The organism is Paenibacillus sp. J5C2022, from assembly GCF_025567625.1.
GTDB lineage: Bacteria > Bacillota > Bacilli > Paenibacillales > Paenibacillaceae > Pristimantibacillus.
Map to the genome: position 1 here is coordinate 37992 of NZ_JAOQJC010000009.1, position 23160 is coordinate 61151.

Consider the following 23160-nt stretch of genomic DNA (forward strand, 5'->3'; position numbering starts at 1 on the left):
AGCCGCCTGCTCAGGCGACTCGCTGCTATTAACGTTAATTGGCTTTTAAACCTCGCATTACTCTCTTTAATGCTTCTTCATAAAGAGCCCGGTTATTTTGAACCCACCGAACTTTACAGGCATCTTCCCGATTGAAGAAGCCTCTTCCCTTTGTTTCGCTTGTGCCATGGAAATCATCAAGCCTTTCAATTCTGGCGCAATAAAATACCATATAGCTGTCCGGATAGGGGTATTTATACTTCTCCGGTTTATGAAACAATCGGATTAATTCATAACCCAGGAGCTGAGGAGATGCAATCAAAGCGCCCGTTTCTTCATAAAGCTCTCTTCTCATAGCTTCTTCCGGGCTTTCCCCATGCTCAATATGACCTCCGGGAATATCCCAGCCTCTTTCATTCAAGTTCGTCAACAATAGCGTATTTTCCTGAAACGCCAGCACGAATGAACTCGTTATTAATTCCTGTTGAGGAAGAAACTCAGACAATACCAATCGCGTTTCATTGGGCAAAGGAAGACCCGCTACATTTTCATGCGATCTTATGACTTGCATTCTTCCGCTCTCTCCTCTTTCAACCCAAGAACAAATCCAGCCCGCTACTGAATTCGCCTTGCTTGCGGTTCCGAAGCACATTGGGATCGTAGATTTTCACCGTGCCGCAATTCAGGCATGATACGAACCAGTAGTGATGATGCTGAATGTCCAGCAACTTGCTTATACCCGGTCCCGTCATGGCTACCTCCTGCACCCTGCACTCCTTATGGTCGCAATCCGAGCAGGAATACTCGCTTTCCAACTGAGCCAGCACATCCGCCGCCTCTTCCTCTTCTGCGGCAGGCACATGCCGGAAGTCATCCGGCTGATCGTTATCGCCGGATTCCAGATGGGATGGGAATACTTCGTGCATGCACTCCGGACAAATATCCTTGTCCAGAATAACCTCGTTCTCGCACCAAGGACATACCACGGTCTCCGCCATCGTCAACCCCCTCCTTCGTTTGTCCTCATTGTATCATGATTTCCATGCCTTGGAGGGGGAAATTATTGATGGCCTGCGGGCCATTCCGTCAAATTCAGCTTCCGCTCCCCCGCTTATGGGCAGCGTTGTAGATATCCTTCAGCTCATAGGCTCCAAGCTTCTTGCATTGCTCCAGAAAGTCCTGCAGATTCTCGTCGGTAATCGGGCTTCTCCCCGTCACGAACTCCGTCATTTTCTCTTCGATATATACGGTCAAGTTGTCCAGCTTCTCCTTGCGCAGCTCATTCTCTTCTTCCGTCAGCACCAGCAGGTTAGGCGCAGGCACGACATACGGCATATACTGCTCTTCAATCCGCTGTGCCTTCTCCGTCAATCGGTCGGCCAGACGGGATTTCCCATTGTCCAGATTCACATCGGTGTACCATATCCCCCATTCGCCCCGAAGCTGATCATAAGGAGCGGGTCCAAGCGATTCCAGGAACTTGGGCTCCCCTTCGGAACGGTCATACGTCTTGCCCTCAATGCCAAGCGCCAGGTAATCGGACCCTTCTTCACCCAGCAGATAATCAAGGAATTTCACTGCCGTCACTTTGTCCTTCACTCCTGCGGATATAGCGAGGCCGTTTTGGCCAATCAGTTCTCTGGAGAATAAATACGGCTTAATGCCATCGGCCGCCGGCAGTGGTATGACGTCTACTTCATAACCCGGAATCATTCCCGCTTCGGCGGCGCGGTTCGTCAACTGCTCGTTCCTCGTCTTCCAATGATAAGTAACGAACGACTTGCCCGTCAGCATCCGCTCTTCCCACTGCGCGCCGGTCAAGATCGCATACTCCTTGTCAAGCAGCTCCTCCGCATACAATTTGTTCATATACTGAAGCGCTTCTTTGAAGCCGGGATGATCCCCCGCGAATTGATACTCCCCGCTATCGGGCTCCATTTGGAGGTACCCTTCGATTCCCGTGAACATTCTCAGCATAATCGTATAAAGCCCTATTGGCCCGCTAACGTTTGGCGTAATGAACGGATAAGAATCGGGATGCTCTTTTTTAAGCGTCTTCAGCATCTCGTACAGCTCCTCCGGATTTTTGGGAGCCTCCAGATTATACTTGTCCATCAAGTCTTGACGTGCGATCCAGGTGTAATTGAAGCCGATTCCTTCCACGATAGGAATGGAATAGATTCCGCCATCCGCCCCCGTGACGACATGCTTCACATGCGGATAAGTTTCGAACAGCTTTTTCATATTGGGAGCATGCTCTTCAATATAGGGAGCCAGATCCAGGAATACGCCTTCCTGTCCGTACAAGCGAGCATCCGCATGCGGCACTGGCATGAAGTCGGTCACGGAATTGGTAGCAATCAATATTTGTCTCTTCTCCTGCAATCCTTCCTGAGGCACCGCTTCGAATTTCACCTTTACATTCGTCTTCTGGAATATTTCCTGGAAAATTTGCCAATCGTCCCGAATAGGCGCTTCCCTTCGCTCGCCGACGAACCATTTGAATGTGACCGGCTTCTCCGATAGCCAAGTCGATGTGCCGCTTGACTCCGCCTTCGGCGCCGCGCTCGGGCTCTGATCCGGCTTGGCGCTGCCGCCATTCCCGTTAGAGCAAGCTGCAGTCGCCATGCTTAAACATGCTAACAGTGATAATCCGAAGCCCATCTTGCGAAACGTTCTGTTCATATATAATCCCCCTTGTTATGATTTCAACCTTTAATGCCGCCGATCATGCTGCCCTGTACGAAATACTTCTGAATAAACGGATAAATGCACAGAATAGGCAACGTCGCAATCATGATAGTGGAATATTTCACAGTCTCTACAAACGTCGCCCCGCCGTCCTCCATATACGTCTCGGACCCGGAACCTGCAATAATGATGTTGCGCAGCAATATTTGCAGCGGGTATTTGTCCCGGTCGCTCAGATAGATTAACGCATCGAAGAAGGAGTTCCACTGCCCGACAGCGGTGAACAACCCTATAGTAAGCATAACGGGCAGAGATAGCGGCATGACGATTCGCAGCAGCACTCCCATCGTACTGCAGCCGTCCATCGTCGCTGCGTCCTCCAGCTCCTTTGGAAGCGCTTCGAAAAATGTGCGCATAATAAACAAGTACCAGGTATTGACCAATGTCGGCAGCACAATCGCCCAAATGGAATTCAACAGCCCCAGATGTTGAACGACTAGAAAAGTCGGGATAAGTCCGCCGTTGAACAGCAGCGTGAATGCCGCCATCAACAGGATCGCACGTCGGCCCGGCAGCCAGCGCTTCGCAAGCGGGTACGCCATCATAGCCGTCACAATTAACGTCAGCACAGTCTGAACGACCGTGTACCGAATCGTATTCCAGTAGCTGATCCATAAATCCGGCAGAAACAGAATCCGTTCATAAGCGATCCAGGTCCAATCCTGCGGAAGCAGCCGGACTTGACCGCTTGCCACCAGGGCAGGATTGCTGAAGGAAGCCGAGAACACGAATACGATAGGATAAAGCATCACTGCAATCAATACTAGCATAAGCGCTGTATTCGCACTGTCAAAAATGCGGGAGCCGAGGCTTGCTTTCATATCTTTTCCCCCTTACCACAGACTGGTGTCCGAATATTTTCGCGCCACGCGATTCGCCATGACTACCAATACGAATCCCACTGCGGACTGAGACAACCCGACTGCTGTAGCAAAGCTGAAGTCCGCTCCCAGAATGCCTCTTCGATACACAAATGTATTGATGACATCGGCCGTCTCGTAAATCATGGGATTGTACAGCAAGATGATCTTCTGATAGCCGATCTCCATCATATTCCCCAAGTTCAACACGAACAAGATAATAATAACCGGCATCATGCCCGCCAAGGTGATATGGCGTATTTGCTGGAACCGGTTCGCGCCATCCATTTTGGCCGCCTCATATAGCGTCGGATCGATGCCTGCGATCGCCGCCAAGTACAGAATCGTGCCCCACCCCAGCTTCTGCCACAGCTCCGAGCCGATGTAGATACTTCGGAACCATTCCGGTATGCCAAGGAACATAATGGGATCAATGCCGAACCAAGCCTGGAGCAGGTGATTGACGATTCCGCTCTGCGGCGACAGGAAATTGACAACCATGCCGACAATGATGACCGTGGACAGGAAGTGCGGCATATAGCTGATCGTCTGAACGATTCTTTTGAACATAGCGTTCTTCAGCTCATTCAACAGCAAGGCCAGCACAATCGGTGCCGGAAAGTGAAACAATAAATCATACACATTAAGCAGCAAAGTATTGCGGATCAAACGCCAAGCTTCCGGTGTGTCATAAAAAAATTGTACAAAATGCTCCAGTCCCACCCACTTGCTTCCCCAGATGCCCTTGACTACCGAATAATCCTGAAATCCCATCAGAACACCGTACATCGGGGCATATTTGAAGATAATGTAATACAGAATGCCCGGCAGCATCAACAAGTACAAAGCCTTGTGTTTCGAAATCATGCGCAGCAGCTCGATACCGGGCTTGGCCTGCTTCAAGTGGGCGGGTCCCGACTTGGACACCCAGACCGCTTGCTTCATGCATATTCACCCTTTCTTCATGCCCCTCCCGGGAAGAGGCGATTTGTCATGTCCTGCCCATCATAAGGGAGAGGCAAAAGCAGGGTAAAGAGATCATTTTTCTGCCAGTCAATCCCTTTAGCGGCTGGGCTCAGGGACCTTCCTCGCTGTGACAAGTGTCCTGATTTTCCTTTTTTTATAGGAGTGTCCTCATCTGCGATCGCTTTGAAATGCTTGATTCTCGGGGAAAGTGATCATTTTTGCATCCGATGTACAGCACACAACAAAAAAAAGCACCGCCGATGTTCAAGCGATGCTTCTTGCCGGTCTTCCGCTCGGGGGAATAAAGGAGCTGGCTGCATTTTAACCGCTCAAGCTTTCCCGGTATTTGCCCGGCGTCACTCCCTCGTGCTTGCGGAATGCCTTGATGAATGAATTACGGCTAAGATAGCCGACTTGCAGGGCAATGTCGTCCAGCTTCAGCTCGGTGTCGGCCAATAAGCGCTTGGCCGCCTTCATCCGGCAGCGCAGAAGATATTCCACGTACTTCTCCCCTACCGCTTCCTTGAAGCTGCGGCTGAAGTGACCGATAGACATATTCAGCTCGCGCGCGAATTGTTCGATCGATATGTCGCTATGGAAATTTCCCTTTATATAGGAAAGAACGGCCTCGAAGCGCTCCGGCAATATCTCCTGATCAGTGAATAATTCCGCATGAGCCGACTCAAAAAATCGCTTCAGCTCCTCGATCGTGGCGCATTCATGCAGCCTCTGAAATAATGAAGAGTATTTCTCGATGCTGAAGTCATGCCTGCTATCCGTCGCCGCCGCTCTCAGCCAAGTGTTCAAGCTGTCAATGCATAGCTGCTTGACCCGCTCAGCCGGAGCGCCGTCCAGCCTGTCACTGTCCAGCATCCCATGAACGAGCTGCAGCATCTCTTCCCGTTGACCCGACTCGTACATCTGCAGCATTTGATTGACTTTCTGAGTCGACAGGAAGCTTTCAATCGTAGAACGCTCTCCCCAATCGTCCAGGTCCGTGCATATTTCCGCGCCGCTGTACAGCTTCTTCCCTTTCAACAATCGCAGCGCCAATCGATACGATTCATGCAGATGCCACAGCCCATCGACTGCACACCCCAGTCCAATAGCCGAATAGTAATAGGCCGTATTCTCCTCACACACGTTGCGTATCGCTTCTCCAGCAACGAGAATTTGGCTTTCCGCCGCTCCCGGGTTCAGATGCACGATACATACGAGCAGATCCTTGCTGACAAGACAGAAGCGGACATCCGTCTCCATCGCCTTGACGATTCCATCCTTCAGCTCTACGATCAGGAAGGATTTGTCGGTCTCCGTCAGTTTGCGGCTCCCATACTCGCGGTACTGCAGATCGATACAGATCGCAGAGAACGCACCGGACACATCGACATCCAAGCCGATCTCCTTCGCATAATACTGCACGGACAGATCATCATTCAGCTCGCCGTACAGCACTTTGCCCAGGAAGTGTTCCTGGACAACTGGCGATACGCCGGAAATTAGCGTTGACATATCTTTATTTTCGGTAATGAGCAGCTTGGACCAATGTTTAATAAGATCGAACTCATTGCCTGATTGCGGCGGCAAGTGGGCTGAGGTGCGGCGCGTGCGTTCCAGCTGCCGTTTAATGTCCTTAATGGGCATATACATTCTGCGGCTTAAGTAATAAGAGATAACCGTGCCTACGATTAAGAAGAAGGACAGGAAGATCAAGCTGCCCAGCCTGATCGTCTCGGCCGGCTTGCGGAGCTCCTTCAAATCGGTCAGGCTCACATAGATCCACTTGTAAGAATTGGACGGCTCGAAGGCTACACGATAACGCCGCCCCTGCACCGTCATGCTCGCCGTTCCCGCATCGCTCTTCCGATAAGCTTCGAGCAAGGCGGGACTGTCTATTGCATGCTGGCCGGCATGCGCGAGCAGATCACCTTGCTCGTTCATGATAGCGGTTTCAATATAATGCTGATCGATAATTTTTATGTTTTGGCTCAGCTGCTCCTGATTGATATTCACCACCAGGTACACTTTGGGCGAATCTGTGTTGTACGGATAGCTTATCATCGCAGACACATATTGTCCTGACATCGTGGTGTGCTTCGACAATAGCGGCTTCTTCTGAATCTGCATGGAGCGGGTCATAGCCATCATTTTGCGCCCGCTGAACAGCTCGTCCCGCTCCGACGATGCCAACTCCGGCATAAAGTTCGTGTATTGGAAAAACATCTCCGGCGAAAAATGGCCGCTCGAGCTGTCGATGATCAACTGCTTGTCGGGGAGATACATGTAAGCGGAGCTGGCGAGCGGGTGCTCAATCAACGTCTGCAGCCTGTCGTACAAGCCGGTCATAATCTCGTTGCGTCGATACTGCTCCATCCCGTCGCCCGAGCGAATAAAGCTGTCCAAGCCGGAATAATCCAGCAGCTTGATCATCTCATTCTGCATGGAATGAATCAGCTTGTTCGTCTCTCCGGCGAATTGGCCGATGACAACCTCGCTAGACTTGTCCACTTCCCGTTCCATAACCTTGACCACATGCGTATAAACCAGAAGGCTGGCAATAATGGCAGGCACCATGATCAACAGAAAGAAGATGGCGTAGAACTGCTTGAATAACGAGAACCGCATAGTACGGTTGTTGAACACCCTATCCATCATCGATAAACTTGCTCCCCCCTGCGGATTATTTCCGGACTATGTCACTGCCGTTGCGAATGCTTTCATATGACTGCTGTGTCCCGGAGACAACTTCGCGCCGGGATCTATGTATACCTTCGCATTATTGATCGCGGTGGGAGCCTCCCCGAAGCCGACGGCAATCAGCCCCAGCTTGCCTGGATAAGTTGTAATATCGCCTGCCGCGAATATGCCGGAGATATTCGTCTCCATGCGGCTGTCCACCGGTATCGCCCCACCCTTCACGTGCACGCCCCACTGCTCGATAGGCCCAAGTGAGGAGACGAAGCCATAACTGATAATGACCTCGTCCGCCGCAATGCACTGTTCCTCCCCCGTTTTAACGTCCTTCAGCGTAAGCGACTCGATGCCGCCGTCGCCCTCCAGCGCTGTCACCTCCATCGGGGTCAACACATGGACGCCGGACTGCTTCAAACGCGCTATGCTGTGCTCATGCGCCCGGAATTTGTCGCGGCGATGGACTAATGTCACTCGGCTCGCGATCGGTTCCAGCATAAGAGACCAATCCACTGCGGAATCTCCGCCTCCGCAAATAACGACTTCCCTTCCCTGGAAGCGGCTCATATCGTCGACGAAGTAATGCAGATTCAACTCCTCATACCGCCAAGCGTCGGGAAGATCCAGTCTCCTTGGTTGGAAAGCCCCCGCGCCTCCCGTAATAACAACGGATTTGGCGTATGTCTCTCCCCGATCCGTCATCAGCCGGAACAAGCGCTCCTCCAGCTTCTCGACATGGAGAACCCGCTCTTCCAGTCCGATATCCGTCTCGAACTGCGCCAATTGCTCCTTCAGCCTGTCGATCAGCTCCTGTGCGGTCACTTTCGGAAATCCCGCTATATCGTAAATATACTTCTCGGGATATAATGCCGACAGCTGACCACCCAGCTGCGGCATGCTCTCGAACAGCTTCACCGAGGCATTCCTCATCCCCCCGTAGAAAGCCGCGAACAGCCCCGCCGGTCCCCCTCCTATTATCGCAATGTCTACCGGCGTTGTCATCGAATACTTCTCGTTCATGCCGTGCCCCCCCATTCTGATGTCTCTATACGAAAACATACAGCTCGCCGTCCGTCTCTTCTACGCGGTATCCTCTTAGACGGACACTCTCGTCTGCCAGATGACGGCCGGTCAGCAGATCGAACTCCCAGCCGTGCCAAGGACAACGCACAATCTCTCGGTCCCTGCCGTAGCGGTATTCGTATACGAGAGAAGGAAGTCTCGTGCCGCACACCACTCCTTCGCATACCGGCGCTCCTCCGTGCGGGCAAATATTGCGCCAGGCGTAATAAGCGCCGTTCACGAGAAAGATGCCGATCTCCATGCCGTTCACCGTTGCGACCAGTCGCCCCTTGTTCTTCAGCTCCTGCACAGTTCCTGCGAAGTGCTTCTGTTCAGTCTTGGGCATCGACTTCCGCCTCCTTCACGACATCCCCGGAATTCTCAGAGGCAGAGATGGATGCTGGCGCTTCATAGAGCCCATACAGCTCCATGGCATTGTCCACAAGAATCCTTCCTCTCAATTCCTTCTGAACCGGCGCCAATGCCAGCTTCGGATTGTCGAAGTCCCAGTGCGGATAATCCGAAGAGAACATGACCGTGCGCCCCGCATCTACCATATGAAGAATCTGGTTGAGATGCTCTCTCTCGGACGGCTCTTCGATCGGCTGCGTCGTTAATCGAATATGCTGCTTAATATATTCGGATGGAAGGCGCTTGAGCCACGGAACCAAATCTCTTAATCCCTTATAGTTTTTGTCCATACGCCACATGAGATGCGGCAGCCAGGCGATGCCGCCTTCAATTGCCACGAAAGTCAGCTGCGGGTATTTCTCGAACACACCCTCGCACACCAGCGAATTCACTTGCGCCATGTAATTGGCAGGCAGAATATTATGCCACTCCAGATAAGTCGTCGGGTACCCCGACGGAGTCGGCGCTCCGGATATGCCCCTTCCCTCCGTCCCGGGGTGAACGGCCACAGGCAGCCCGTTCCGCTCCGCCGCCTCGTAGATGGGATGATAGAAGCGTTGACCGTACAGCATGCGCGAGCCGCTGCACATAATGACCTGCACCATACCCTTGTTCACCGCCATGCGATCGATCTCCTTGGCCGCCGCCTGCGGATCGGAATGATTGATCAGAATCGAGCCTTTGTAGACGGGGCTGGCCTTCAGCCATGTCTCTGCCAGCCAGTCGTTATAGGCGCTTGCCACCGCATTGGCATAGTCCGGGCTGGGATTCAGGGAGATGCCGAGTATGCCGGAGCCTGTCAGTATGCCGTAATCGATGCCGTACTTGCGGAAGTGATGCTCCAGCATATGGGCAGGATCGCTTCCCGGCAAGCCGCCTCCCGGCGGCACGGCATCCGAGCGGAGTACGCCGATCGGCGAGTACCACCCTCCCCCGTATCCCGCTCCGACGGACAGCCATTGCTCATGCCATACACGCGGCAGGAATGGTAGCAAGTCCCTCGGATTTGCAATTGCATTGTGGACGTCTGCATCAATAATATTCGGTTTTGCCATCATAATCGCTCCTTCGACAAAGTTTGAATGCTGCTTTCGTTCCACTTTATCAAGGAGACCCTGCTTCGGTACATACAGAATCGTTCGAACAATATGGACATTTGTTTGATGCGGACGTTCGGTGAAAATAAAGTGTTAGACTGATCCATGAAAAGAAGCAGCGGCGGTCCAAGACTTGATAAACTAAGTCTTGAACTGCCGCCGTTGTCATCTAGTTAACGTCTCACGTTAGAATAGTCTTATGTTTTAATTAGAGTCGCTGCTTATAGTTGTGAGGCTTGCCGAACACCTAAAGCTGTGACGTCCCGACCGGCTTAGGGACTGGATGAGGTCACTCGCTTCTCAGAGTGACCCGGAGCGTCAATATGATGTTAGTCGAAGGAAGTTCTGGAAGCAGCCATTGTATTTAAGGCTTTCTCAAAATAGCTATATACTTCATTTGCAATTCCCAGAAACTCTTCAACAAGTACATTACTATCCAAGTAACAAGCATACAGATAATCAACTAAAGCGGAGTCAATCTCGCAATAGTTTAATATGGCATTCTTCATCTTAATAATGTCATCTTGCCATACACCTGTATCTTCTAAAACTAAAGAGTATAATGCACGAATTAATCTCTTAGAATAACCTTTAATATATCTAGTTTTCATTGTGTTATCACTAGCATTAGAAAGTAAACTATGTATACGATCTACTTCCTCCTTGGTCTCTGTATTTAAGTCTAAGATGAACTCTGGAGAAATAATTATCGGTGGTACTTTTTCACCAACGTCATGACCATATATGCAAACACTAATTATCTTTACCCAAAAACCCCAATCATTTGGTTTACTTAATACATCGTCAATCGAGCAAATTGTCGTATCAATCTTAGTTACTACTGGATATTCTTCCAAAAGCCTGTCTTTAATATTTGACAATCTTTCGTAATCAATATCTTTGGGATTTACACATACAATAGTAAAGTCTGCATCTGACTTAAAAGGTTTAGCAGTTCCTTTTGGAATCGAGCCACACATATAAATGCTATGAATCTTACCTTTAAATTCGGTAAGTATATTATCTGTATACTTATCAACAAAATCCTTATATTCACTTTGTATTACAATTCTATGTATAACTTTTTCTAATATCATATAGACTCCTCCTAAACTAAGAACTTCTTTCGGCTAACGTTTTTGTATTCACGAACCTTCACTGCCTTAAGTGACCGAAGGGAACGGCCGCGACGCGGTTAGGCTGTGCAAGGTTGTCCGGCTGAATTGGCTTCCCTGCTACTGAATCCTCTTCTTCTGAACCAACTTCTTACTGCTTCGGCCCAATGAGCCGCAGGTGACGCTGCGTGAATACGGTGTTATGTGAAGTTCCCAACTTCTTGAATAAGCCTTCACTTTATTCTGCATTCTAATTCTTTCATTGCCTCTATCCAGTTTTCAAAGTTTTCAGATTCTTCCCATAACTCTTTTAGTTCTGATTCTAATTGTATTCTTTCTAATGCTTTTTGAGCTTTTAATAATAACTCTTTCCCTTGACCTTTATGTCGGTTTATCCATTCTTCAAGTTCATCATCGTATTTTTCATTTCCAAGTTTATTCTGCAAGGCTGCCAGTATTTCTACTGATCCAATTGCTATAGATGCCGTGTCTGCATCTAAATATCTATCATCTAGGGCCATCTCAATTGACTCAGAAATTAAACTCAAATCTTCTGTCTCTAAAAGTTCTTCAACCCAATCTAAAACAGTATCATTCTCAAGACTTCCGTATCCCCAAGCTCCCATGAAAATCATCCTCGCATTCATTTTTAGTTTAGTTTTATATTTGCATTTCGGGAATTTCACATAACGTTCTTGTATTCACGAACCCGAAAGGCTTAAGCAGCAAAACTGGTCAAGCGCAGCGACCAGATTGCCGGGTGGCTCCTTGCAAGGTTGTCCGGCTGACTATTCTTCACTGCTACTGAATCAACCTCAATCGAATCTACTTCTTCTGCTTCAGCCGGACCAAGGAGCGATAGTGACGCTGCGTGAATACGGTGTTATATGATGCCTACGCCTTCTTCGAGTTTCTTTCAAAATTATTGTTATTAGAATTCTCTATATATGGGTTGTCCTTCTAGGTTTAGACAGGCTTCTATTCTTTCTCTAAAGTTTTTCCATGTTACCTTTTTTAAAGCCTCATCTATTGGAAAGAATCCAGTCTCAAGACTTTCGTTTGTAATGATCGGTTTTCCTCCTACTGGTTTTGCTAAAAACAAAGTTCCGGTATTGCACGACTCTTGCTGTTATTGGTTGCTACTCCGATCTCAATTTTTCGTAGATTCAAATCATTAAACGCATGATCAACGAAGGCTTTACATGCGTTTGTCATTAGACCGATACCCTCAAACTTAGAACCTAACCAGTAACCCATTTCTGTACGCTTGGCATCCCAGTCAATCATTAAAAAACCTATGGATCCATCAATTTGTCCTTATACCATATCCCCGCCCAGTAACCATTATTATTTGCAAACCTAATTAAAGACCGACTGATAAAGGCTTTCGTATCATCAACAGAGTTGGTTTTATCAGGAAATTCGAGCCACTTTCTTATGGAATTGCGGCTACTTACTATTAACTTAAATAATTCTTGAGAATGCCTCTCTTCAAAAATAGAAATGTATGTATCCTCATTAAGAATTGCCTTATACAAATGAACAAACCTCCTTGTCAACACGCCACCAAATACTGGATGAAATATATCATAACAAAACATTCTGACAATAGCCATTATTAGGAGGAATATACTTTTAATGAATCATCGTCGGTCTAGAACTTTATTTTGTAACTACTTGGATACTAGAACAAGTAGGGGTAGGGTTTATCGCTCAAAATGGTTACATAGACTCGGAAAAGAACTGGGAATTGTGCGCAGTCGCTCATTTTGGTCACATAGCCCCGCCAAGCGTGCCTCGTACCGCCAAAAGTAGGAGCTATCGCTCAAAATGGTCACATAGACTCGGAAAAGTAGAGGAAAGCGTGCGCTATCGCTCATTTTGGTCACATAGCCCCGCCAAGCGTGCCTCGTACTGCCAAAAAGTAGGAGCTATCGCTCAAAATGGTCACATAGACTCGGAAAAGTAGAGGAAAGCGTGCGCTATCGCTCATTTTGGTCACATAGCCCCGCCAAGCGTGCCTCGTACCGCCAAAAAGTAGGAGCTATCGCTCAAAATGGTCACATAGACTCGGAAAAGTAGAGGAAAGCGTGCGCTATCGCTCATTTTGATCACATAGCCCCGCCAAGCCCATCTCACCTTATCGCCTGACAAGTGATGCGATTTAACTGTCACATTTGCAAATGTACATCACTTGATCGGGGCTTTATTTCAAGTCGTGAATGAACCTAAGTAGTAACTTTATTTTCTTCTAACAGCCGATGCCAATACGCCCGATGCCCCTGCTACGGGACAACGGGCTCTTTCTGCCTCCTTCATTACGGCTGCGGCGGCTGGCCGCTTACTCTTCGCAGCTCGTTGGCAAGACGGTTGAATTCCTTGCGCGCCTCTTCCACCGTCGTGGACATATACGCCGCGCTAAGGAATCGGATAATATTGTTGGCGTCATCCGGGTCCAGCATCGGTTCCTGAGGTTTCTTCTCCTCCATCTTCTCACCCACCATCTTCACAAAGCTGTTCCAGCCGTCCCAATCCCCGTCTTCATTCATCAGGCGCGGGCAGTTTTTGCCGCTCCAGTCATAATGCCGACGCAATCGGTCCGTCCCCCACTTCCTCTCCAGCAGCATATTGGCGACCAGATCGGCTGCATTGTCCCGTGTAGTCTCGTAATCGCCGCTCTCGCATATCTCGATGCCGATAGAGGTGCGATTCCCGCTCTTCTCCCCACTGCCGTCCCCCGCATGCCAAGCGTTCTCGTTCAATGGAATGCACTCGATCGCTTCCTTCTGGTCGATGACAATATGATAGGAGGCCGTTCTCGTATTGAGCGAATTCGTCAGCCAATCCCGTTCATTGCTCGCTGTGCTGGAAGGATTGGCTGTATTATGAATGGTGATCGTGGTCGCATCCATGGGATAGCCGGGCCGCCTGTTGTACGGCGTAGACCGAGGGATATGATCGATTTTGTACGTATACATCACTTTTTCTCCCCTTTCCCTGCTACATCCTATTCCGGCAATTCCTCGTCAGTCAGGGCGGTCCCAGCCCGCTACCCCAGCATGACCACCCTTGCTTTGCCGTCCCACTCCAGCTCTATACCTGCCGCGTCTGCCAGCTCTCGCACCTTCACCAGACGCAAGGCGCCCGCTTTTACCGACTGCAGCTCCATGCCGTTCACCGTCACGCCCTGCACGACGCAGCTGCCCACAGTCGCCCCCAGACTCCCGCCAATTTCCTGCACCGGCACCCATGTCGTACCCTCCTTCAAATATCCCGTCCCTATGACTCCCCCCAGATAAAGGATGGGAATGACGGACGAGCCTTCGAAGCCCAGCGGCCTTACAGGAGCGCTCACTTCTATATCATATGCCTTCAGCCGGTAACGATTGATCAGGCTGATCAGCTTGGATGCATATGCCGGATCGGTCGCGTATCCGCACGACTGCAGCATAGTCGCCTGCTTCTCCGGAGAAGGCGCGCGGCGCACCGGTTCATAGCGGGGATACTCCAGCAGCCGGTCAAGATCCTTGTAGAAGTGATACAAGCTCCTGTACGCCCGGAATGCCGACTTGGTCGTCATGGAACGGCCGTCGACCACCTCCCATGTCCCTTTTACCACCGCCTCACCCTGCCAATACGCATTCGGCTTGCCGCTTCCCACCTTAATGCCGCCTAGATTGTTCCACGCATGAATGACGCCTCCCGTCTCCAGAATGCTCTGTGCAATGCGCAGCGAGGCATACATCGGCGAGCCTTCCAGCCGAACCTGCATGATCGTCGGCGCGATCGCTTTAATGAACTGTGCTCTTGTCAGCTTCGCCATCGGATCACCCCCTTTCATGCTTGTACGATTCCGCTTACGCAGCTATAGCTGCTTGCTAATCTTTCATTCTCTAATTCTATGTATGCAACAGCTTGGCAAAAGGAAACGGCCCCTTGTCCAGTAGAACAAGAGGCCGCCGCATTCACAGCGTATAAAATTGCTTCGTATTGCGGAGCAGCTGCTCCGCCGCTTCTTGAGCCTGCAATCCCTTCAGGACGGCGATATCCGCAACAACCTCTTTCGTCATCGACGGAATCGTGCGCTTGCCCGCATAAGGTCCTTCGAACGGCCAGGGACCGTCCGTCTCCGTCATCAGCTGTGTCAGCGGATATTGCCGAACGAGCGACTTGATCTCTTCCTCATAGGCTACATCTGGCGTGACAGACACATAATAGCCGGATGCCGCCATACGGCGTATGCTGTCTTCGCTTCCCTTGAACCAGTGGAAATGCGCCTTGCGCACCCCATGGCGCTCCAGCAAGCCGCACGCCTTGTCGGCGTCCTCGTATACCGCATGCAGGACGATCGGCCGGTCAAGCTCCGCTGCCAGCGCGACGAATCGATCCAGCAGCTCGATATAAGGCGCCTCGTCGAAGGGCTGCCCCACCGCTTCCGCCTCCGTCCGCATGTAATACGGGAGCCCGACCTCACCGATGGCGAACGGCTCCCCGGCAGCATGGCGCTCCCGAATCCATTCGATCAGCTGCCGGATGTCGTCGTCAGCAGGCAGCTCCTGCTCCGGATGGAAGCCGTATGCGGGATGCACGCCTTGCGGATACCGCTGTGCCAGCCCGTAGTTGACTAGCGCCGACTCCATATGACGGGATACGGCGACCACAGCCTTCACGCCTTCCCCCAGGGCTTCCTGCAGCATTGCTTCCCGCTCCTCCTCCGAATACATGTCGAGATGAATATGGGCGTCTATGCAGGATAGCGAGTCAAGGGAACTCCGTTCATCCCGTCTCTCCCCGTTATCCATGGCCGTCAGCCCCCTTCACTCCTTGAAGCTGATCGTAGATGCGTCCCTTCAGTTCATTGAACTGCGGCTCCTTCCACAGCGTCTCGCTGCGGGGACGCGGGAACGGAACGGCAATCTCGTCCAATACGACAGCGGGAGCGGCTGACAGCACAATAATCCGGTCGGACAGATAGAGCGCTTCTTCAATGCTGTGCGTCACCAGCAGCACCGACCTGCGGTTCTCTTCCCATATCGACAGCAGCCAATGCTGCATCTGCATTCTCGTCAGCGCATCCAGCGCCCCGAACGGCTCGTCCAGCAACATTAGCCGCTGCGGCGACAAGAGTGCCCGCAGGAAGGATACGCGCTGACTCATGCCGCCCGACAGCATATGGGGATACGCTGCCGCATAATCGGCAAGCCCGATCCGCGCGAGCCATTGCCGCGCCAGCGACAGCGCCTCGCGTTTCTCCATGCCGGCAATCGTCAGCGACAGCTCGATATTGGCCTCCACCGTTCGCCAGGGCAGCAGCGACGCTTGCTGCGGCATGTACGCGACATGTCCCCGCTCGCCCGTCGTCCGGCGCCCGTCGATCCATATATCGCCGCCATCGGGCTCTTCCAGGCCGCCGATGACGCCGAACAGCGTCGACTTGCCGCTGCCGGAAGGACCGACGACGGAGACGAATTCCCCTTCATCGACGTGCAGCGACAGCTGCTCCAGCACGCGCTTGCGCTCCTTCTTCCCTTGCAGGAAGCTCTTGCTGATATCCAGTACGTCAAGCATCGGCCGCACTCCCCTTCTCCCTCGGCCGCCAGCGCGTGAAGTAGCGCTCCACCAGCGTCACCAGACCGAATAAAGCTACACTGATCGTAATAATGAGAATAACCGATGCGAATACCCGCTCCGGCATGTACCCTCTGGAAGACAACACCATAAATCCGCCAAGTCCTGTTCTCGGAGACAGCCATTCCGCCACGACGGCGCTCATAACGCTGTAGGTCGCTCCGATCTTCAGGCCGCTGAACAGACCAGTGACCGCCCCCGGCAGCTCCAGCCGCCAGAACAGCTGCCACTTGCTGCAGCCGATCATGCGCAAGTAGTTGCGTTCCGCCTCATGACCGTGCGACAAGCCGTACAGCATCGTCACGCACACAGGGAAGAAGCAGACCATCATCAGCAACAGCACCTTGGGCAGCAGCCCGTAGCCGAATAGCATCGTCATGATCGGCGCCAGCACGATAATCGGCACGTTCTGCGACAAGATCAGGAGCGGCGACACGCCCAGTCTGACCCCCGGCAGCAGATGCAGCAAAGCGGCGAGCATAAAGCCCGCCGCCGATCCTCCGACATAGCCTAACAAGGTCAAGCCAAGCGTCGCCCGTGTATGCTCCATAAGACGCGGCCATACATCCGGCCTGATCGCCTCCTGCACAACTGCCAGCGGGGACGGAATCATCCAGTCGAACACGAGTCCGAAGGAGACCGCCGCCTGCCAGCATGCAACGAATGCGAGCATGACGATCGCGGGCAGACCGATCCTCGTCCACAGGCTTCGCTTATTGCCCATCGGGGTACTTCTCCAGCAGCCTGTCCATGGAAGCGCCGTGCTCCGGACAATAATAGATCTTCATTTGGGATATGACGGATTCGCAGCCCATCTCCGCCATCGCCTTGTTCATCTCTTGCACGATGCCGAGCAACTGATCCAGCTCGCCTTCCATCGTCGTCTCAAGCGGCGCTACCCGGTAGGGAACGCCGGATTGCTTGATCACTTCGATTGCGCGGTCCACGTAAGGAATCGCGCTCGCCCCTCCCGGCGTGCGAGGCAATATTTGAATGCTTACCAGTGCGTTAGCCATATTCGCTCACCTCTCTCCTTGTTGTTGCATGCTCAGCATGCCAGCGGTCGGAAGCCCCTCGTCCGGCATTATTGCGGCAGGAATTCGTTCGTGAACGCCTTCTCCGCATCCAGCTCGGCTTCCAGCAGCTTGTTCTCGAACAGCCATTCCGAGAAATTGCTCCATACGCTAAGCTTCTGCTCGCCCCAGCGTGGCGCATCGTCCTGATAGCGCGGGCTGAGCCACTGCTGGCTTGCGCGCACAAGCTCCGGGTTCAGATCCGGCTCCGCGGCAATCAACACCTCGGCCGCATCCGCCGGGTTGTCAATCGCATACTGATAGCCCTTCGATACCGCTGCGCTGAACGCTGTAACCACTTCAGGCGAGTTCGCAATCATATCCTCGCTTGTCACCAGAACCGGCGTATAATAATCCAGCTTGTCGCTGTAATCGGTCAAGTACAGCATGTTCATCTCTTCGTTGCGAAGCTCTGCTTCAATGCCGGTCCAACCGTAGAAGATCCATGCGAAGTCGATGTCCCGCTTCACTGCCGCGAAGAAGTCCGTATCGCCGATCGACAGCATATCCACCTTGCTTATGTCTCCGTCTACCGTGCGCATTATTGCATCGATGACGGCTTCTTCAATTGGTGCTCCCCATCCGCCGTATTTCATTCCTTCGAACTTCTTCGGTGAGTCAATGCCCTTGTCTACAGGCGAAGCAAAGCCGGATGTATTGTGCTGAAGAACAGCAGCAATGGACACGATAGGCACTCCTGCAATGCGGGCCATCGTCACCGTCTCCTGGACGCTTACTCCGAACTCCGACTTACCGGAGGCAACCATCGCATCAGAGCCCTCTTGACCGGGCTGAATAATGTCCACCTTCAGTCCCTGCTCCTCGAAGTATCCCTTGTCGCGCGCTACATACAGGCCGGTATGATTCGTATTGGGCGACCAGTCCAGCACGAGCTGCACTTCCTGAAGCGGCTTATCCTCCGCTTTATTGTCCTCTTTGGCATTGCCGCCGTCTGCCGCATTGCCTCCACTGGCGTTGTTGCTCACATTGTCAGACTTTCCTCCATTACCTCCATTGCCGCCGTTTCCGTCCGCGCCGCAGCCTGCAACCGCCAGCATAACGGCGAGCAGGACTGCCGCAATCCCCCATGAACGCTTCTTCCCCTTCACTTTCATACCTATCATCCTCTTCCGTCCCCTCTCCTACTGTTATCTGTTTTTTTGATGATGACTGGCATCCCGGAAGCTCAGTAACAGGTTTCCCTTGGCACAAGCGCTAACGGCTGACGCGGCCCCTTGGCGGCACGGCATCCGTCTCGCATTAAAAAAGCGCCCCTCCTGATTAGGAAAGGCGCCTTGAAGTTGGCCTCATGATCCCTCGCAGCGCCGCAGCATGGCAAAAAGCCATTGCGCGCTCGCTATGCGGAGCGGATCTTCGCATTCCTACGCCGGCATTACCCGGATCAGGTTATAAGGGTCGGAATTGTACTGCTATTCCCTCTCAGCCGGCCACACCAGCTCCCCCAGGATTGTTCAGTTTTCATCAATCGATTATTTATTATATCAAATACTTGCAAGAATGCCAGACTTATTTTTCCTGCCTGCACGTTTTTCAGCCTCCCGCTCCTTTATCCGACATCCGCTTGTACTTGCTGCGAATGCCGACGCAGAGCATCAACAGCGGCAAGACAATCTGAAAGATGGGCACAAACTTCAGCGTCACCTTCAAGCCCATCCAGATATGAAACGTGTAGTTCGGCTCCAGGAACGAGAGGCCGTAAATGATCAGCATGATCGGCAACAGCAAATAACGGTAAGACCAGCCGGTTATTTCGCTTATCATCGTGGCCGATGCGAACAGAAGCAGCGTTATTTTCACATACAGACCGATATACAGCAGAATGGTCACAACGATATCCAATCGTTCCAAAAAATTTGCCAGGCTGACCAGTTGCACGGCATGAAGCAGCGGCAACGCCGTCACGGCGGACAGCTGCGCCCCAAGCACGCACATGACCAGTACGTTCATAAAGATCAGGAACAGCGAGACAACCGTTTGCGAGCGGTAGGTTGTCTTCCCGATTTTCCCCCGTTCCTTCACATACCGCCATATGACGAGCATGACAACCATCTGGCCGAACGGAAAAGCAACCAGATCGGGAACGGCTTTCAAGACGGGGCCAAAGCCGTTCTCCAGCACCGGCTTAAGCCTGTCCAGACGGACAAGTCCGCTGGCGAACAGCAAGGAGATGACGATGCCGTAGCTGATGAATACGATCGGCATAAGCAGCTGGGCCACGCGGGCGAACACCTCGACCCCCTTGCTCGCCGTATAGCCCGCGACGAGCAGGATCAGCAGCATCGTCACCGACTTGGGCGTCTGATCCAATAGCGCCATGTAGGTCAGCTCGCCGACATCGCGAACGTTGCGCATGGATTCGTAAGCGAGCCATATCGCATGGATGAATGCAAGCGCCCCGCCGAGCCATCGTCCCAGATGATACTTGTACAGATCCGCCAGACCCGCGTCCGGGACCCGCCGCTGCAGCTTCAGGTACATGGCCGTCAGCAGCAGTCCCGCAGCGGCCGCCAGCGTCATCGCCATCCAGGCGTCCTGCTTCGCGCTGCTGCCCAATTGAAATAGCGGCGTGCTGCCGATCAGAAACAATACGACCAGTACCCCTAATTGATCTTTGCCGATTCGCTGCAAGCTCCTCACCTCTCATACCCGTTACTTGCTTCTGGCATCTTCCTGCATTTTTTTAAAGCTGCTGGCATTCCTGCCTCTGGATACGATGTTGGCCTTCACAGTCACGATCACATCCGTCTGCGGGAACAGCTCTCTCCATTCGCCGCGAATGTCCTTCCACTGACGGGGATGCTCCTTGCGGATGAGATCGCCGAACCCGACAACATCCGCCCGATGCTTGCTCACAGCCTTCCATCCATTCATGGCGATCTTGTGAATCTCCTGTTCGATTAATTTTTCGATCGCATCCATTTGCCTTGGCAGCTCCAGCTTCGTGCTGCAATTGTATTCCCGCAGCACCGCTTCTACCTTGATATCTACATACATGCGCCATTTCCCGTTATGCCACTCCGGCTTTCGGGCTGTCGTTGATTTCATAATCCGTACTGACGTCTGCTTCGGCGACGCCTTGTCCGGCTCGCAAGGAATGCCTATCGTTGTCTTCCCGATGTGATTGGACAGCCACATGATGCCCCGGCTCTGTTCCGTACTTGCCCAGCCTACCAGTTGATCGCCCACAATCAGTCCCAGCTGTTCAAGTCTGACTTTGGACGGCATCCACGTTCTTCCCAACTGCTTAATCGAATCCGTGCTCTCCCCCGTACCGGCAAGCGTCAAGCCGGGTATGCCGACAGCCTGCGCGCCTCCGAGCAGTCCCAGCATCGTCGTATGCATGCTCATCGGACGGAACGAGGAGCTTCCCTGCTCCTCATTTTTTGCCATACGCTGTACGGCGGTTCCCGGAATCTGCTCTGGCGGCACAAGCTGCTCCAGCATGCGTCTCGCCGTGCCCTTGGCCAGGAAGATATTCACCGTCTCCCGGGCGTCCGGATTGCGCAAGTATACTTCCATTACCGACCCCAGCCCTTTGCGCGCCGCTTCTTCGCCGACGACAATGATCTGATTATGGGCGAAGAACAGCTGTCTGCTCGTCTCCTGGCTGGCGCGGCTGACGGCTGTACGGTAAATATCCCCTTTCGTCGAGAACACATTGACAGCAGCCGTCTGGCTTCCTCCGGTCTGACTCGCAATCGCTTGCGGAATAATCGTCTGGAAGGACACCTCCCATATGCCGTCATGCCAATCCACTCCCGTTGCCGACACAATCGATATCTCATTCAGCTCCACCCGATTCCAGCAGCCGGTAAGCAGGAGCATCGCTCCCAGAAGCAATAGTGTTCCTGCACGATTCATGATGTTCCGTCCCCTCCCTGCGAGCCGCCGGCCAGCCGCTGCGCAGGCGGCTTCCTGCGATTCCGCTGCCTGATCGGATTGCGCAGCTTCAGGTCAAGCGGTCTCATCAGCACAGCCCACCACGGCACGCGAATGAATACGTCCCGCCACAGCCACTTGCCTTTGGAGCCCGGCGCAATAGGCGACATGTAAGGGACACCGAACGATCGCAGCGATACCATATGGACAAGCAGCACCAGCACCAGCACGAAGATGCCGAATAACCCGAGCAAGCCCGCCATAATCATGAATGCGAATCGGATCAGACGGGAAGTGGCCGCCAGATTGTAGTCCGGCAGCACGAAGTTGGAAATCGCCGTGAAGGAGACGACGATAACCATACCGGCGGATACGATGCCGGCTTGCACAGCCGCTTGACCCAGCACGAGCGCGCCGACGATCGAGATGGCCGGTCCGATTGCGCGCGGCATGCGCAGGCCCGCTTCCCGCAGCACCTCGAAGGTCAGCTCCATCAGCAGCGCCTCCACCAGACCGGGAAAGGGAACCCCTTCGCGCTGAGCGGCCAAGCTGATCAGCAGCGTCGTCGGCAGCATCTCCTGATGGTAAGTTGTGACGGCGATGTAGATGGAAGGCAGCAGCATAGAGAACGCATAGGCGAAATAGCGGATCATGCGGACGAATGTGGCAATGTCGAAGCGCTGGTAGTAATCCTCGGCGGACTGGAAAAAGGAGAAGAAAGTAGCGGGCGCCACAAGGACAATCGGCGTCCCGTCGACGATAATGGCCACTCTGCCTTCCGCCAGCGAAGCCGCCACCACATCCGGGCGCTCGGAATTCAGCATCGTAGGGAACAGTGTAAACGTCTCGTCCTGAATGTATTCCTCGATATAGCCGCTCTCCAGCACAACGTCGATATCGATTGCGGACAGACGCTTGAACACCTCCTTCACTACGCCTTCATCCGCTATCCCGTGCATGTAGAGCACAGCTACGTTCGTATTGGATTGCCGCCCGATCTTGCGGGTGCGGATATGGAGATCCGGCGAGCGGATAATGCGCCTGACGAGACTGACGTTCGTTGCAATGTTTTCCACGAACCCTTGCTGCGGCCCTCTTATAACCGTCTGCGTCTGCGGGATCGTAACCGCTCTCTGCTCTCCCCCGATGACATTCGCCGTCAGCGCGACACCGCTGCCATCGGCGAGAATGAGGCACAGCCCGTCCGTCACATGCTGCATCGCTTCCTCCAGCGTGCCTACGTCCTTCACAGAGCCTACGGCAATGATGCAATTGCGCAGCGCTTCCGCCAGCCTAGCCCCCTTCGCATTCATTCTCTCCGGTAGGCGCATGGCCATTATCGGCTCCAGCACGCTTTCCTGCACACTTTCCGCATCCACCAGACCGTCCAGATAGACGATCGCCAGCTGACGGTCGGGAGCGGCGTCGCCTCTGAACGGCCGGATGACCAGATCGCTGCTTCCTCCGAAGCGGGCATGAATGCGATGAAGATTAGCTTCCAGCGATGGACTCAGCGGCGTTAATTGTCGATGTTGTTTCATGCGCCACGCTCCATTTCCATGATGCTTTTATTGTTTCCGATTTATGGATGGAAATATGTATGGCACATTCCATGACTGACGCTAAT

23 protein-coding genes, 1 pseudogene and 1 riboswitch are annotated in these 23160 nt (G+C 52.7%); all 24 genes and pseudogenes read right to left on the bottom strand.

Going from position 1 to position 23160, the window contains the following annotated elements; translation table 11 throughout:
* Positions 1-34: 34 nt before the first annotated feature.
* The 24 genes and pseudogenes from M6D81_RS09155 to M6D81_RS09265 all read right to left on the bottom strand — a co-directional run bounded on the left by M6D81_RS09155 (position 35) and on the right by M6D81_RS09265 (position 23074).
* Positions 35-550, bottom strand: coding sequence for an NUDIX domain-containing protein (locus M6D81_RS09155; protein ID WP_262676571.1), 516 nt, complete (start codon positions 548-550; stop codon positions 35-37).
* Positions 551-569: 19 nt separating this feature from the next.
* A complete protein-coding gene (locus M6D81_RS09160) occupies positions 570-977 on the bottom strand; it encodes a zinc ribbon domain-containing protein (RefSeq protein WP_262676572.1) in 408 nt (135 codons plus the stop codon).
* Positions 978-1071: 94 nt separating this feature from the next.
* Positions 1072-2664 (bottom strand): extracellular solute-binding protein, encoded by a 1593-nt coding sequence (locus M6D81_RS09165; RefSeq protein WP_262676573.1) that lies wholly within the window; start codon positions 2662-2664, stop codon positions 1072-1074.
* Positions 2665-2687: 23 nt separating this feature from the next.
* Positions 2688-3551: a carbohydrate ABC transporter permease gene (locus tag M6D81_RS09170; protein ID WP_262676574.1), complete on the bottom strand. Its 864-nt coding sequence runs from the start codon at positions 3549-3551 to the stop codon at positions 2688-2690.
* 12 nt (positions 3552-3563) lie between these two features.
* The gene (locus M6D81_RS09175) at positions 3564-4457 is read right to left on the bottom strand and encodes an ABC transporter permease (RefSeq protein WP_262676705.1); all 894 of its coding nucleotides are present in this window, start codon (positions 4455-4457) and stop codon (positions 3564-3566) included.
* 420 nt (positions 4458-4877) lie between these two features.
* Positions 4878-7211, bottom strand: coding sequence for a helix-turn-helix domain-containing protein (locus M6D81_RS09180; protein WP_262676575.1), 2334 nt, complete (start codon positions 7209-7211; stop codon positions 4878-4880).
* Between the two features lie 36 nt (positions 7212-7247).
* Entirely contained in the window at positions 7248-8267 is a 1020-nt protein-coding gene (locus M6D81_RS09185; protein ID WP_410795709.1) for an NAD(P)/FAD-dependent oxidoreductase, read from the bottom strand.
* A gap of 25 nt (positions 8268-8292) precedes the next feature.
* Complete coding sequence (locus M6D81_RS09190; protein ID WP_262676576.1) at positions 8293-8655, bottom strand: Rieske (2Fe-2S) protein; 363 nt, start codon at positions 8653-8655, stop codon at positions 8293-8295.
* Complete coding sequence (locus tag M6D81_RS09195; protein WP_410795714.1) at positions 8642-9775, bottom strand: amidohydrolase family protein; 1134 nt, start codon at positions 9773-9775, stop codon at positions 8642-8644. The genes M6D81_RS09190 and M6D81_RS09195 overlap by 14 nt, the downstream gene beginning before the upstream one ends.
* A 371-nt stretch (positions 9776-10146) precedes the next feature.
* On the bottom strand, positions 10147-10914 hold the full coding sequence (locus tag M6D81_RS09200; RefSeq protein WP_262676578.1) for a nucleotidyltransferase domain-containing protein: 768 nt from the start codon (positions 10912-10914) through the stop codon (positions 10147-10149).
* A 251-nt stretch (positions 10915-11165) separates the two neighbouring features.
* The gene (locus M6D81_RS09205; RefSeq protein ID WP_262676579.1) at positions 11166-11558 is read right to left on the bottom strand and encodes a DUF4259 domain-containing protein; all 393 of its coding nucleotides are present in this window, start codon (positions 11556-11558) and stop codon (positions 11166-11168) included.
* A 305-nt stretch (positions 11559-11863) separates the two neighbouring features.
* Positions 11864-12037, bottom strand: a pseudogene (locus M6D81_RS09210) (NUDIX hydrolase); the annotation flags it as partial.
* Positions 12025-12219 (bottom strand): GNAT family N-acetyltransferase, encoded by a 195-nt coding sequence (locus tag M6D81_RS31790; protein ID WP_410795710.1) that lies wholly within the window; start codon positions 12217-12219, stop codon positions 12025-12027. The gene M6D81_RS31790 and the pseudogene M6D81_RS09210, both read right to left, overlap by 13 nt.
* Before the next feature lie 8 nt (positions 12220-12227).
* Entirely contained in the window at positions 12228-12470 is a 243-nt protein-coding gene (locus M6D81_RS09215) for a hypothetical protein (protein ID WP_262676580.1), read from the bottom strand.
* A 780-nt stretch (positions 12471-13250) separates the two neighbouring features.
* Complete coding sequence (locus M6D81_RS09220) at positions 13251-13910, bottom strand: peptidoglycan recognition protein family protein (protein WP_262676581.1); 660 nt, start codon at positions 13908-13910, stop codon at positions 13251-13253.
* A 71-nt stretch (positions 13911-13981) separates the two neighbouring features.
* Complete coding sequence (locus M6D81_RS09225; protein WP_262676582.1) at positions 13982-14755, bottom strand: glycoside hydrolase family 73 protein; 774 nt, start codon at positions 14753-14755, stop codon at positions 13982-13984.
* Positions 14756-14897: 142 nt separating this feature from the next.
* A complete protein-coding gene (locus M6D81_RS09230; RefSeq protein WP_262676583.1) occupies positions 14898-15734 on the bottom strand; it encodes a TatD family hydrolase in 837 nt (278 codons plus the stop codon).
* Complete coding sequence (locus tag M6D81_RS09235; protein WP_262676584.1) at positions 15727-16500, bottom strand: ABC transporter ATP-binding protein; 774 nt, start codon at positions 16498-16500, stop codon at positions 15727-15729. The genes M6D81_RS09230 and M6D81_RS09235 overlap by 8 nt, the downstream gene beginning before the upstream one ends.
* Positions 16493-17284 (bottom strand): ABC transporter permease, encoded by a 792-nt coding sequence (locus M6D81_RS09240; RefSeq protein ID WP_262676585.1) that lies wholly within the window; start codon positions 17282-17284, stop codon positions 16493-16495. Before M6D81_RS09240 ends, M6D81_RS09235 begins: the two co-directional genes overlap by 8 nt.
* Entirely contained in the window at positions 17274-17576 is a 303-nt protein-coding gene (locus M6D81_RS09245) for a thiamine-binding protein (protein WP_262676586.1), read from the bottom strand. The genes M6D81_RS09240 and M6D81_RS09245 overlap by 11 nt, the downstream gene beginning before the upstream one ends.
* Before the next feature lie 68 nt (positions 17577-17644).
* Positions 17645-18757 carry an ABC transporter substrate-binding protein gene (locus M6D81_RS09250; RefSeq protein WP_410795711.1) on the bottom strand — a complete coding sequence of 371 codons (1113 nt, stop codon included), beginning with the start codon at positions 18755-18757 and terminating at the stop codon, positions 17645-17647.
* A gap of 238 nt (positions 18758-18995) precedes the next feature.
* Positions 18996-19107: riboswitch (TPP riboswitch) on the bottom strand.
* Between the two features lie 77 nt (positions 19108-19184).
* Positions 19185-20282, bottom strand: a complete 1098-nt coding sequence (locus M6D81_RS09255) for a GerAB/ArcD/ProY family transporter (RefSeq protein WP_262676587.1) — start codon at positions 20280-20282, stop codon at positions 19185-19187.
* Positions 20283-20303: 21 nt separating this feature from the next.
* On the bottom strand, positions 20304-21515 hold the full coding sequence (locus M6D81_RS09260; RefSeq protein WP_262676589.1) for a Ger(x)C family spore germination protein: 1212 nt from the start codon (positions 21513-21515) through the stop codon (positions 20304-20306).
* On the bottom strand, positions 21512-23074 hold the full coding sequence (locus tag M6D81_RS09265) for a spore germination protein (RefSeq protein ID WP_262676590.1): 1563 nt from the start codon (positions 23072-23074) through the stop codon (positions 21512-21514). The genes M6D81_RS09260 and M6D81_RS09265 overlap by 4 nt, the downstream gene beginning before the upstream one ends.
* Between the last annotated feature and the right edge of the window lie 86 nt (positions 23075-23160).